Source organism: Zoogloea sp. GDB6, from assembly GCF_056724105.1.
The window spans coordinates 1,363,503-1,376,284 of the sequence record NZ_CM161497.1; the positions used below are offsets into that span (position 1 = coordinate 1,363,503).

Consider the following 12,782-nt stretch of genomic DNA (forward strand, 5'->3'; position numbering starts at 1 on the left):
GGCGCCGTGCTCCACAGACCGACGCAAGGTCGTGGAGTTCGCGCCGGACAAGGCGTGCGCCGGAGAGTGCCAGCATTCGCGACGTATAACAAAACACTGTGAGAGGCAGGGGAGAGTTTATGACGAGTACCGCATTCATTACGCACCGGGATTGCTGGTTGCATAACATGGGTGAGCATCACCCGGAATCCCCGGAGCGTCTCGGTGCGATCAACGACCGTCTGATCGCAGCGGGGCTCGACATGTACCTGGCCTTCCACGATGCGCCGCAGGCCACGATAGAGCAGCTTTCCCGCGCGCATCCCCGCGAGCACGTCGAGGAATTGCTCGCCAGCGTGCCCGAGCACGGCATCCGTCACCTGGATCCGGATACCGCCTTGTGCCCCAATACCATGAAGGCTGCGTTGAGGTCTGCGGGTGCAGGTATTTACGCCACCGATCTGGTGTTGTCCGGCCAAGCAGAGAACGCCTTCTGTGCAATCCGCCCGCCCGGTCACCATGCCGAGGCCGGCAAAGCGATGGGCTTCTGCTTCTTCAACAACGTTGCGGTGGCTGCCAGGCATGCGCTCGAGGAGCACGGCCTGAAGCGGGTTGCGATCGTGGACTTCGATGTGCACCACGGCAACGGGACGGAGGACATTTTCAAGGACGACCCCCGGGTGCTGATGGTCAGCATCTTCCAGCACCCGTTCTACCCTTACAGCGGCGCTGACAATCCGGCCCCGAACATGGTCAATGTGCCGATGAAGGCGGGCAGTCGGGGGGATGTATTCCGTGAAGTAGTTACCAACATCTGGATGCCGGCTTTGCGCAACCACGCACCCGAGATGATCTTCATCTCGGCGGGCTTTGATGCGCATTACGAGGACGACATGGGCTCCATGGGCCTGGTCGAGGCCGACTATGTGTGGGCCACCGAACAACTCAAGACCGTGGCCGCCGAATGCGCCGGGCGCCGCATCGTGTCCCTGCTCGAAGGGGGCTACTCCCTGTCGTCGCTGGCCCGCAGCGTGGTTGCCCACGTCAAGAGCCTGGCAGATCTGTAAGCCGGTCGCTGTCGCTCTCCCGAAACCCGCTTCGGCGGGTTTTTTGTTTCATGGCTGGCGTGACTTCGTCACGGTTGTGGGTGCCTTTTGGTAACGGCTGTTTGCACCCGTCTATGCTTCTCGAAGTGATTGGGTACAATACCCAACTTTCCCTCTCCAGCACTAGCTCATGATTACCGGTTCGATTGTCGCCATCGTTACCCCGATGCTCGAAGATGGCAGCCTGGATATTTCCCGTTTTCGCAGCCTCATCGACTTCCACGTCAAGGAAGGCACCGATGGCATCGTCGTCGTCGGCACCACCGGCGAATCGCCCACGGTGGACGTCGAGGAGCACTGCGAACTGATCCGCGTTGCCGTCGAGCATGCCGCTGGACGTATTCCCATCATCGCCGGCACGGGCGCGAATTCCACCCGAGAAGCCATCGAGCTGAGCGAATTCGCGCGTGAAGCCGGTGCGATCGCCAGCCTGTCGGTCGTGCCTTACTACAATCGCCCGACGCAGGAAGGCCTCTACCAGCACTTCCGTGCCATCGCCGAGGCGAGCCCGCTGCCGATGATTCTCTACAATGTGCCGGGGCGCACGGTGGCGGACATGTCCAATGACACCGCGCTGCGTCTGGCCGAAATCCCCAACATCATCGGCATCAAGGACGCGACCGGCAACATCGACCGCGCCTGCGACCTGATCGCCCGTGCCCCCAAGGATTTCGCGCTGTATACCGGCGACGACATGACCGCACTGGCCTTCATCCTGCTGGGTGGTCATGGCACCATCTCCGTTACCGCCAACGTGGCGCCGCGCCTGATGCATGAGCTGTGCGTCGCCGCTTCCGCCGGTGATGGCGTGAAGGCCCGCGAGATCAACGCCAAGCTGGTCGGTCTGCACCGCCACCTGTTCTGCGAAGCCAACCCCATCCCGGTCAAGTGGGCTGTCGAACAGATGGGTCTCATCGGGTCCGGCATCCGCTTGCCACTGACGCGTTTGTCCGAGGGCTGTCACGAGCGCGTGCGTGACGCCATGCGTCAGGCCGGCATCGAAGTTTGAGTTTGTATTTCCCATCCCGAGGGTTACGCATGCAAAGCCGAAAGCTGGCTTCCGGTTCGGCAATCGTCGTAGCGACGATTGCATTGGCCGGTTGCTCCGGTTCCTTGCTGGAATCGAAGAAAATCGATTACAAGAGTGCGGCAACTGCCGCCACGCTGCCTTCGCTGGAGGTTCCGCCCGATCTCACCACGCCTGCCGCGGATGATCGCTATGCTGTCCCGGATCTGAACCCCAAGGGTTCCGCCACGTTCTCCGCCTACAACGCGGAGCGTAGCGGGCAACAGGCCGGAGGTGGCGCCACGGCTGTCAAGCCCGCCGCGAACGTCGTTGCTCCCCAGTCCATCGACAAGATGCGCATCGAACGCTCCGGCAGTCAGCGCTGGCTGGTCGTGCCGGGTACGGCGGAGAAGCTGTGGCCGCAAGTCCGTGAGTTCTGGCAGGAAAACGGTTTTCTGTTGAACGTTGATCGCCCCGAGATCGGAGTGATGGAGACCGACTGGGCCGAGAATCGCGCCAAGATCGACAGCGACATCATTCGCCGTACGCTCGGCAAGGTGATCGATGGCCTGTACTCGACCCCCGAGCGCGACAAGTTCCGTACCCGCTTTGAAACCGGGAACGAGTCCGGCTCGGTCGAGATCTACATCAGCCATCGCGGCATGGTGGAGATCTACCCGAACGAAGCCAAGGACCGCACGATCTGGCAGCCGCGTCCGGCAGATCCCGAACTGGAAGCGGAGTTCCTGCAACGTCTGATGATCCGTCTCGGTGCCGACGAGACGCGTGCCAAGGCGCAGATCGCCGCGGCGCCGGTAGCCGACAAGGCCAAGCTGCAGAGCGCGTCAGGTGGTGCTTCCGTGCTGCAGGTACAGGAAGGCTTCGACCGTGCGTGGCGGCGTGTGGGGTTGGCTCTCGACCGCGTCGGCTTCACTGTGGAAGACCGGGATCGCTCCCAGGGCATTTACTACGTGCGCTATGTGGATCCGGAAGTCGACGTCAAGAAGAAGGGCGACGAAGGGCTGCTGTCCAAGCTGGCCTTCTGGCGCAGCAGCGATTCCAAACAGTCGATCCAGACTGGCAACCAGTACCGCATTTACGTGAAGAACAGCGACGGCGGTTCATCGGTGCAGGTGCTGACCCGCGAAGGCGGTACGGACACGTCCGATTCCGCTCGCAAGATCCTGGGTCTGTTGTTCGACCAGCTCAAGTAAGGTTGCTTGTTGCTTGCTGTTACAAAAATGCCGGGCATGCCCCGGCATTTTTTTGGCCTAGCCTCTGCGATTGCGGAATACCTGCGCAGAACACGACCGGAAAACAGCAACAAAAAAGCCAACCCGCAGGTTGGCTTTTCTTGCTACCGGAGAAAACCTGATTACTTCTTCTCGGCGGGAGCAGCAGCGGCGTCAGCCGGCTTGGCAGCGTCAGCAGCCGGAGCAGCAGCGTCAGCGGGCTTGGCAGCGTCAGCAGCCGGAGCAGCGGCGGGAGCGGCTTCAGCGGGCTTGGCTTCCGGAGCGGGAGCAGCAGCGGGAGCGGGGGCCGGAGCTTCAACGGGCTTCGGCTCTTCCTTCTTGCCGCAAGCGGAAACAGCGAGTGCAACGAGAGCAGCAACCAGGAGAGATTGTTTCATTGTTGATTTCCCTTATCGATAAATGAAGTACAACAACCTAAATTTAGGAGCAATCAGGTGGGGGACCCGATCTGGTTCGAATGCTATCACGGACGAAGTGCTTGAATAAAGACATTGTTGCGTTGCCGCAACAGAGACAAGCGCTTGTCAAGCGCTTTGATCAAACTTGCGCCTTATTCCATCAGCGATTTTGATGGATGTGCAAAGCCGCAGCAGTACCAATCATACAGCAGAGCCAGGCCTTCCTCGGACAGGCCGACGACCGAATCGAGCCGACGTTGATCCGCCAGATTCTGCAGGACCGGGAGGTCTTCCTCTTCGACGGGAACCGGCTCGCCGTTCAGGAAGAAGCGGCCGTCGGAGAACAGCAGCAGGCTGCGTGCATCGAGCCGGTAGCCATCGGCCAGGCAGGCAGCGGTGAATTCCTCATGCTCCAGCGGTTCGTCCGGGCAGTCGAAGAAGACGTGGGGCTTCGGCTCGGTGAGATAGGCGCCGAGGAAGTCACGTACGTCCTCGCGGGTCCAGGTGATGCGCTTGAGGGTGTCGACCACCCGGTCGATCATCGCATCGCCGATTTCAGCCGAATGGGCCTGGAGTTTCAGGTCCGGGTCGGCGTAGATGCCGTCGATCTGGATCGTTTCCTGCAGGTGGCCCATGAACTGCTGGGCGAGTTCCTGGGACGTCGGCGAGCGGAAGCCGATCGAATAGGTCGTGCATTCGCCGATGGCGATGCCGTTGTGGGCCCAGTGGGGCGGCAGGTAGAGCATGTCGCCGGACTCCAGCACCCAGTCGTGCACGGGCTGGAAGTTCTGCAGGATCTTCAGCGGCGCATCCTCGACGAGGCTGCGGTCGTCCTGGTTGCTGATCAGCCAGCGGCGCTGGCCGATGCCCTGCAGCAGGAACACGTCGTAGTTGTCGAAGTGCGGGCCGACGCCGCCACCATCGATCGCGTAGCTGACCATCAGGTCGTCCAGGCGTGCCTGGGGGATGAAGTCGAAACGGTGCAGCAGGTCGTCGCCATCCGGGCAGAACAGGTTGAGGCCCTGCACCAGCACCGTCCACGGGTGCTTCTTGCGGCGCAGGTCGGAGGCCTTCTGCGGGCCGCGGATGACTTCCCAGGATTTGTTGTCGTGGGTGACGTAGCGGGATTCCACGTCAGGGTCGCGGGCCAGTTCGAAGAGTTCGTCCTTGGTTGCGACGCCGGTGAAGCCGGGAACTGCCTGGCGGATCAGCAGTGGTTTTTTTTGCCAGTATTCGGCGAGGAATTCCTCCGCCGTCAGGCCGCCCAGAAGTGTATTCATCATCGCGCGATTATAGCCGTTCGCCTTGCAAAGACCGGTCCCGCCGCTAAAATGGCGCCCTTCATTTCTGGACTCCCGGCCATGCGCGAAGCGGTCATCGAATCCCTCGACCATGAGGGGCGCGGCGTCACCCATCTCGATGGAAAGACGATCTTCATCGAAGGTGCCCTGCCTGGCGAGCGGGTGACGTTCACATCCCACAAGGTCAAGCCTAACTACGAACTGGCGGATGCGGACCGTATCCTGAAATCCAGCTCTCAGCGTGTCGAACCGCTCTGCCCGCATTTCGGCGTCTGTGGCGGCTGCAGCATGCAGCACCTGGAGCCGGGTGCCCAGGTGGCAGCCAAGCAACGCGTGCTGGAGAACGCCCTGTGGCACATCGGTCGCGCCAAGCCCGATGTGCTGTATCCGCCCATCGTTGGACCGGATTGGGGCTACCGTTATCGCGCCCGTCTCACCGTACGCGATGTGCCCAGCAAGGGCGGCGTACTGATCGGCTTCCACGAGCGGCGCAGCAGCTATGTGGCGCCGATGGAGAGCTGTGCGATCCTGCCGCCGCATGTGTCGGACATGGTGCCGCGCCTGCGCGAGCTGGTGGCGGGCCTGTCCGTGCCCGACCGGCTGCCGCAGATCGAGATCGCCGTCGGCGAAGGGATCACGGTGCTGGTGTTCCGCCACATCGTGCCGCTCAGCAAGGCCGACACGGCACGCCTGAAGGCTTTTGCCGAGGCTGAGCAGGTGCAGGTGTGGTTGCAGCCCAGCGGACCCGATTCCGCCCACCGCCTGCATCCCGCCGAAGCCCCCGGTCTGGCCTACACGCTGCCGGAGTTCGGTGTGTCGATGGCTTTCCGGCCGACCGATTTCACCCAGGTCAATATGTGGATCAACCGCGTGCTGATGCGGCGTTCGATGCAACTGCTCGATCCGCAGCCCGGCGAGCGTATTGCCGACCTGTTCTGCGGACTCGGCAACTTCAGTCTGCCGATCGCTGCGCTGGGCGCCCATGTGATTGGTGTGGAAGGCAGCGAGACGCTGGTCCGCCGAGCTGGCGAGAACGCCGCCGCGAATGGCCTGGCGGCGCGCTGCGAGTTCTACGCCGCCAATCTCTTCGAGGCCACCGAAGACAGCCTGGCGGCCCTTGGTCATCTGGACAAGATGCTCATCGACCCGCCGCGGGAAGGCGCCATCGCGGTGGTCAAGGCGCTCGGCGAACAAGCGCCGAAGCGCATCGTCTATGTATCTTGCAACCCGGCCACGCTGGCCCGCGATACGGCCGTGCTGACCAAGGAGAAGGGTTACCGGCTGAAGGGCGCGGGCATCGCCAACATGTTCCCGCAGACTTCCCACGTGGAATCCATCGCGTTGTTCGAGCGGGACTGAGCGTTCAGGACGAGGCTGCAAACAAAAACCCCCGGCGAGCCGGGGGTTTTTGCTGATTCTTGCGATGCTTGCAACGATTAGTCGCGTTCGCCGGTGAAGGACATGATCAGGTTCAGAAGGCTGACGAACACGTTGTAGATGTCCAGGTACACCGCCAGCGTGGCCGTCACGTAGTTGGTCTCGCCGCCCTGCACGATGGCGCTGATGTCGTACAGGATGTAAGCCGAGAACAGCAGCACCACGACCGCCGAGATGACCAGGTGCAGCACCGGCATCTGCAGGAAGATGTTGGCCACCATGGCGATCAGCACGACCACCAGGCCGACGGTCAGGAACTTGCCCATGCTGCTGAAATCGCGCTTGGAGACGCTGGCGATGCCCGCCATCGTCGCGAAGATGGCCGCGGTGCCACCACCGGCCAGCGCGATCATCGAGCCACCGTTGGAGAAGCCGAGCGCCACCTGCAGGATGCGCGACAGCATCAGACCCATGAAGAAGGTGAAGGCCAGCAGAAGGGCCACGCCGACGCCGCTGTTCTTGTTTTTCTCGATCCCGTAGAAGAATGCGAAGGAGACGCCCATGAAGAGCAGGAAGCTCATCAGCGGGCTGCCCGCCAGGAACGAGAACTGCATTTGTACGCCGATCAGCGCACCGGCAACGGTCGGCACCATGGAAAGTGCGAGCAGCAGATAGGTGTTGCGCAGCACGCGGTTGGCGCCTTGCGACAAAACCTGCGTTTGCTGACCGTAAGTGTCGAGTTGCATGTAAAACCTCCGAATGACATTAGCAGGATGGCCTGCACGGACTGAGAGTAGCGAAGGCTCCAGGAAGTTTCAACCGCAGCCCGATTTCATGCGGCTTGGCGAAACGGGCGTACATGTTAGAATGCGCGCCCTGCATATGCGCAAGGCAATGCATTGGAAGCGTGGCAGAGTGGTTGAATGCACCGGTCTTGAAAACCGGCGTGGGGAAACCCATCGTGAGTTCGAATCTCACCGCTTCCGCCAGATACCCAGTAAAGACGCCCCTTTTGGGGCGTCTTTACTTTGTCCGTCCTGTGGATGAATGCCTGCAAATGGCTGTGATGGATGCCATATGATCTAATTCCCTTATCGACAATATGGGCAATGCCCTGCAGGGAGACATTTTGGATTGGCTTTCATCGTGGTGGCCGCGACTCGGGCTCCGGGCCAGGCTGCAGCTTCTGATCCAGGGGGCGCTGGTGCTGGTTTTCGTCCTGATGCAGTTGTGGCTCACGCAGCATCTCGAGCGGCAGACCCTGGCCGCCGCCGCCGACCGGGCGCGGATGGTCGCCGATGGTGCCATCAACGGCCTCAACACGCTGATGATTACCAAGGCTGGCGACAGCGAGGTCATCAGCGATCAGAAGAGTCGCACGCTTTACGTCGAAAAGATCGGCAAGTCCGAATTCATCCGCGAGCTGCGTGTCTTCCGTGCCAAGCAACTGGACGAGGAGTTTCCGCCGGCGCTACCGCAGGAGTTGCCGGTGGACGAACTGGACCAGCGGATCCTGCAATCCGGCAAGGAGGAAATCCGTCTTTTCCACCCGTCGTCTGGGGGCAGTCAGCTGCGCGTCGTCGTTCCCTATGTGGCGATGAAGAATTTCCGCAGTATCGAATGCCTCAAGTGCCATGGCGTGGAAGAGGGCTTCGTGCTGGGCGGCGCCAGCGTGACCATCGATATCGAAAGCGACATGGCGGCCCTGCGGGCCCTCAACCGCGGCCTGTGGATCGGCCAGGCGCTGTTGCAACTCGTGCTGTTCCTGCTCATCGGGCTGATCGTCAGCCGCCTGCTCCGGCAACTGGGTGGCGAACCGCGCTACGTCATCGACGTTGTGCGGCACATCGCCCAGGGCAAGCTGTCGGAAGAGATCGTCACACGGCCGGGGGATGATTCCAGCCTCCTCTTCGCAACCCGGCAGATGCAGGCTGGGCTGCGGGAGATCGTCGGGCGCATCGTCCGCAGTGCTGCCGAACTCGCCACCTCGGCCCAGCGGCTGTCCGCCTCGTCGAGCGCGATGCTGCAGGCGACGGAACGCCAGAACGACGCCTCGGCCGCTTCGGCGGCATCGGTCGAGCAACTCACCGCCTGCATCGGCAACATTGCCGACAATGCGTCGGAGGTGGACCTCCATGCGTCGGAGACGGGCGCCCTGGCCCGTAGCGGGACCCGGGCCGTGCAGGAGATGGTCGGCGAGATGCAGAAAATCTCCGGGTCGGTGACGCGTTCGTCGGAGCGCGTGATGTCCCTCGGCGAAAGCTCCAACCAGATCTCGCGCATCGTCAGCGTCATCAAGGAGATTGCCGACCAGACCAATCTGCTCGCGCTGAATGCCGCCATCGAGGCCGCCCGTGCCGGGGAACACGGGCGCGGCTTTGCGGTGGTGGCCGACGAGGTGCGCAAGCTGTCCGAGCGGACGGCGCTGTCCACTCAGGAAATCGCCGGGATGATCGAGCGCATCTGGAGCGACACCCAGGCCGCCGTCGAAGGCATGAACGGTGGTCTCGCCAGTGTCGAGGAAGGCGTCCAGATGGCCGGGCAGGCCGATACGGCGATGGGACAGATCCAGGGCAGCATCGAGCAGGTGCTGGCGTCGGTGGCGGAAATCTCGACCGCGTTGCAGGAGCAGAGTGCGACGAGCAACCTGATTGCGGGCAACGTCCAGCGCACGGTGGAGATGTCCGAGGAAACCTCCGGTATCGTGCGCGACGTGTCGGCGGCCGCCGGGGATCTGGCCAGCCTGGCCCGGCAGCTCAAGGCCTCGGTCGAGCAGTTCAGCGTCTGAGCGCCGCTGGGGCGCTCATGCCTATGTCTGGGCGGCCCAACGGTTGCCGCCGGCGCCCTTGGCCTTGTACATGGCCTCGTCGGCGGCTTTCAGCAGGCCGTCGGCGTCCGTGCCCGTTCGCGGGTACAGGCTGACGCCGATGCTGGCGCAGACGTGGGCACCGCTGCAGCTGTCGAGCGGCATGGCCACCACGTGCAGGATGCGTTCGATGATCTCGGTCAGCTGCTGCTGGGTGGCGACCCCGTTGAGCAGTAGCACGAATTCATCCCCACCCCAGCGGGCGACCCGGTCGCCGGTGCGCAGGCTGCCTTGCAGACGCTGGGCGACTTCCCGCAGTACCTCGTCGCCGACCTTGTGGCCCCAGCGGTCATTGATCGGCTTGAACCCGTCCAGATCCATCAGGCATAGCGCGAACTCCTGCCCGGTGCGCCGTGCCTGGCTAAGGGCCCTTTCGAGATCGTAGTCGAGCAGGTTGCGGTTGGGCAGGCCGGTCAGGGCGTCGTAATGGGCCTGGTGGTTGAGCTGCTGGCGGGATTGGATCAACGCACGGTTCAGACGGCGTGCGCGCAGGTACAGCGTGGCCATCAGCAGCACGACGGCCAGTGCGACCAGCAGGATGTGGGGCGCGTAGCGCCGGAAGATCTGCGCCGGCGTGATCGCCTCGACCTTGTCGAAGGGGTAGATGTGATGCCGCCGCATCAGGCTCTGTACGCTGAGATACTCAACCGGCGTGGACCAGCGGTAGTAGCGTGCGCTCTGCGCCATCGGCGTGTCCGGCGGCATCATCAGCAGCGCTGCGGCAACCTGGTTGCGGATGTCGATCGGTACCCGCGGCACGGCAGCAAAAGGCCATTCAGGGTAAAGCCCGGTCGAGATCAGGAAGGGGAAGCTGTCTCTCGGCATGGCATGCAGGATCTGGATCTGTGCCAAGTCGATCCGCCCTTCGCGGGCCATCGCCTCCAGCACGCCGGTGCGGACGAAACCGACGTCGGCGCGTCCTTCCAGTACTGCGGTGACGCTCAAGTCCTGCGGAAAACCGAGGAAATCCACTTGGCAGTCGCGGTCGATGTCGACATCGTGCGCTTTCATCAGATCGTACTGCAGCAGGTAGGCGGCGAAGGACGTGCGGTCCACCGAGGCGATCCGTTTTCCCTTCAGGTTCTCCAGGCCGTGGATGTCGTGGCGGTCGCTGCGCGCAAACACCACGCCGCCGAACTGGTTGACCAGGTGGCCATTCTCGCGTTTCACCAGCGTAGCGACGCGGGACACGCCATAGCGCGCCTCCAGCACGATGTAGTGCTCAGGGTTGGTGATGACGAAGTCGATCTCGTTGCCGCCGAGGGCGGCTTCGAATTCCTGCAGGCCCATCGGTACGACGACGAAGCGGCTGCCGGGAATCTTCTCCGCCAGGTAATCCATCGTCGGCCCCCATTCCCGCTGCGTGACCGACTTGTCACGGAAGGAGGTGATGCCAACGCGGAAGACCTGCTGTGCGTCCTCGCCGTGGGCCAGGCCGGCTGCGCCGAATGCGACCAGACAGGGCAGGACGAGGCGTCCGAAGTAGTGGAGAAGCGTCTCCAGGGCAGTGCCCATCGCGGCTCCTCGAAAGCTCATTTGGTGCTGTTGTTGTTATGTGCCGTCCATTGGCAGGCGACGGATCAAGGATCCTCCATCGCCTTGCAGCGTTCAAGTCTGTTGCGTCACGAACAGGGCGCGATGACGATGTCGCGACGGCGCCATGCTTGTGTCTGCCTGCTTTATCGGCATATCGGGGTGAACATTCAATATTGCCGCGTGCTCATCGAATGTTCGCCCGGCAGTATCAAATCCGGAAATCACGGATTCAAGTTCGGCCTATGCGTAAGACGATTCGGAGTGGGCCGAAGTCTTATCTGGCGTTTGCGAACTTGATTCGGTATGCCGTGAAAGATGTTATGCCGCCCCAGAAGTTGGTTCGCGGTGCCCCCTATGAACTGTGTCGGTTCGGAAGCCGATGGGTGGGCCGACGCAGACGCCGTGCGTGCCCGACTACCGCCGGTCCACTGCGCTGCCGATCAGATGCTGCGTCCCCCGCAGGGGCGGGCGAAACGCCTTTTCATGGAGGCTCTTTCGAGGCGACAAGGCAGAGGGGCGGCTCCGGCGGAACAGCCGGCGCCAGCCGATAACACAACCGCTGCCGGCCAGGCTGGCGCCGAGCAGGCAGAGCAGGGTGATCAGCCCCTCCCGCAGCCCGGGCAGGCTGGCGAGGGGCGGGAAGTCGAGGCGGTGCAGGGCGTTGAAGACCCAGCGGTGCCAGCGGTTGGCATCGTCGATGCGTTGCAGGATGCGGCCGGTGGCCGGGTCCAGATACCAGGTGGTGTCCTGGGCGTCGGCCAGGCGGATGCGTACTGCCGGCAGCACTGCAGGGCTGTTGCGGCCGTAGTGGTAGAGGTCTTCGTGGTCGATCAGCTCGGCGCGGGCGACCGGCATCTGTTCGATGGCTTCGATGGCGGCAGCGAGGGTGGCCACGTCGATGGGGGCGGCGGTGTAGCCCTGGCCGTCGAACCGGCGGGGGCCGGCCGGGGTACGGACTTCCAGGTAGTCCCGGCCGCCGAAGCGATACCACTCGGCTTCGCGGGCATCGGGCACCTGGGCCAGTTGGCGGCGCAGCAGGTCGATGTTGGAAGACGGGTGGAAGGGGCCGCCGGCCAGGCGCTGGGCGCTGCCGGGCGGTGGGCTGCTCATCTCCAGCAGGCCGAAGGGATGGTTGGACAGCCAGCCGGACAGCAGCCAGGTGACGGCGAAGCCGCCGACGGCCAGCCCGGCCAGATGGTGCCAGCGTTTCCAGCCGTGGTAAGGCGTGATCTGTCCGCGCGGGTAGCGTCGCCTCACCCGCACACGCTGGATGCCCAGCGCCAGTCCGGCAACAGCGGTCAGCAGTGCGATGGGCGGCAGCCACAGCACCAGCACACGCCAGGCGCCCAGGTCGTCGCCGCGCAGCGGGGTGAAGTAGATCCAGTGGGGCACGCTGCCCAGCCAGCCGAGCAGGCGCTCGCGGCGATTGGTGTCGGCCAGTACCTCGCCGCTCTTTGACGATACGTAGAGCACCGTGCCGGCGGCATCGTCAGCAGCGATGCGGTACAGCGGGCGGTGGGCGTTGTAGCTGCTGTAGACGCTCCACTGGTCGCGCTCGATGCGTTCCGGCTGCGCCAGCGCCACGCTAGGCAGGAAGCGTCGGGCTGCCTCAACGGCCATCTCCGCGGACACCGGGCCGACCCAGCGGCCGTCGTCGGCCCACACGCTGCAGGCCGTCTTGCCGCCGCTGAAGTGATAGACCGGACGCCCGGCGAGCATCGCTACGCGGGCGCTGTGGGGCGTGCCGGGACATTGTGCCGCCGCTTCGGCGGGGCTGATCCGCAGCGCTTCGCCGTGCAGGGTTTCCAGGTGCTGCACCCGCTCTTCCACCGTCAGGTGCGGAAACGGCGAATACAGCATCACCAGGCCGGAGACGAACCAGCCCAGCACCAGCAGGCCGGCACCGATGCCGAGCCAGCGATGGAAAAGATGCAGAAGGCGGGAGAGGCGTGCGGGCATC

General features: G+C 63.4%; 10 protein-coding genes and 1 tRNA gene. 6 read left to right on the forward strand and 5 right to left on the reverse strand.

Annotation, left to right across the window (positions count from 1 at the left end):
• The first annotated feature begins 119 nt into the window (after positions 1–119).
• The 3 genes from AC1PQG_RS06260 (at position 120) to bamC (ending at position 3,305) form a co-directional block, all read left to right on the forward strand.
• Entirely contained in the window at positions 120–1,046 is a 927-nt protein-coding gene (locus tag AC1PQG_RS06260) for a histone deacetylase family protein (protein WP_481121756.1), read from the forward strand.
• A 169-nt stretch (positions 1,047–1,215) separates the two neighbouring features.
• A complete protein-coding gene (gene dapA, locus AC1PQG_RS06265; protein ID WP_481121757.1) occupies positions 1,216–2,094 on the forward strand; it encodes a 4-hydroxy-tetrahydrodipicolinate synthase in 879 nt (292 codons plus the stop codon).
• Positions 2,095–2,123: 29 nt separating this feature from the next.
• Complete coding sequence (gene bamC / locus AC1PQG_RS06270) at positions 2,124–3,305, forward strand: outer membrane protein assembly factor BamC (protein ID WP_481121758.1); 1,182 nt, start codon at positions 2,124–2,126, stop codon at positions 3,303–3,305.
• 161 nt (positions 3,306–3,466) lie between these two features.
• On the opposite strand, the gene AC1PQG_RS06275 is transcribed toward bamC, so the two are convergent.
• Positions 3,467–3,721, reverse strand: a complete 255-nt coding sequence (locus AC1PQG_RS06275) for a hypothetical protein (RefSeq protein ID WP_481121759.1) — start codon at positions 3,719–3,721, stop codon at positions 3,467–3,469.
• Between the two features lie 173 nt (positions 3,722–3,894).
• Entirely contained in the window at positions 3,895–5,025 is a 1,131-nt protein-coding gene (locus tag AC1PQG_RS06280) for a ribosomal protein uL16 3-hydroxylase (RefSeq protein WP_481121760.1), read from the reverse strand.
• A gap of 78 nt (positions 5,026–5,103) precedes the next feature.
• Here AC1PQG_RS06280 and rlmD point away from each other — a divergent pair, with 78 nt between their 5' ends.
• The gene (rlmD, locus tag AC1PQG_RS06285) at positions 5,104–6,402 is read left to right on the forward strand and encodes a 23S rRNA (uracil(1939)-C(5))-methyltransferase RlmD (protein ID WP_481121761.1); all 1,299 of its coding nucleotides are present in this window, start codon (positions 5,104–5,106) and stop codon (positions 6,400–6,402) included.
• Positions 6,403–6,479: 77 nt separating this feature from the next.
• Here the strand turns inward: rlmD and AC1PQG_RS06290 are convergent, their stop codons facing one another.
• Positions 6,480–7,166, reverse strand: coding sequence for a Bax inhibitor-1/YccA family protein (locus tag AC1PQG_RS06290; RefSeq protein ID WP_481121762.1), 687 nt, complete (start codon positions 7,164–7,166; stop codon positions 6,480–6,482).
• 155 nt (positions 7,167–7,321) lie between these two features.
• Here AC1PQG_RS06290 and AC1PQG_RS06295 point away from each other — a divergent pair.
• Both AC1PQG_RS06295 and AC1PQG_RS06300 read left to right on the forward strand, forming a co-directional pair.
• Positions 7,322–7,409 (forward strand) — tRNA-Ser (locus AC1PQG_RS06295).
• A 215-nt stretch (positions 7,410–7,624) separates the two neighbouring features.
• The gene (locus AC1PQG_RS06300) at positions 7,625–9,208 is read left to right on the forward strand and encodes a methyl-accepting chemotaxis protein (protein WP_481121763.1); all 1,584 of its coding nucleotides are present in this window, start codon (positions 7,625–7,627) and stop codon (positions 9,206–9,208) included.
• A 21-nt stretch (positions 9,209–9,229) separates the two neighbouring features.
• Here AC1PQG_RS06300 and AC1PQG_RS06305 read toward each other — a convergent pair whose 3' ends face one another.
• On the reverse strand, positions 9,230–10,801 hold the full coding sequence (locus tag AC1PQG_RS06305) for a diguanylate cyclase domain-containing protein (RefSeq protein ID WP_481121764.1): 1,572 nt from the start codon (positions 10,799–10,801) through the stop codon (positions 9,230–9,232).
• A 435-nt stretch (positions 10,802–11,236) separates the two neighbouring features.
• A complete protein-coding gene (locus AC1PQG_RS06310; protein WP_481121765.1) occupies positions 11,237–12,781 on the reverse strand; it encodes a PepSY domain-containing protein in 1,545 nt (514 codons plus the stop codon).
• Position 12,782: the final 1 nt, after the last annotated feature.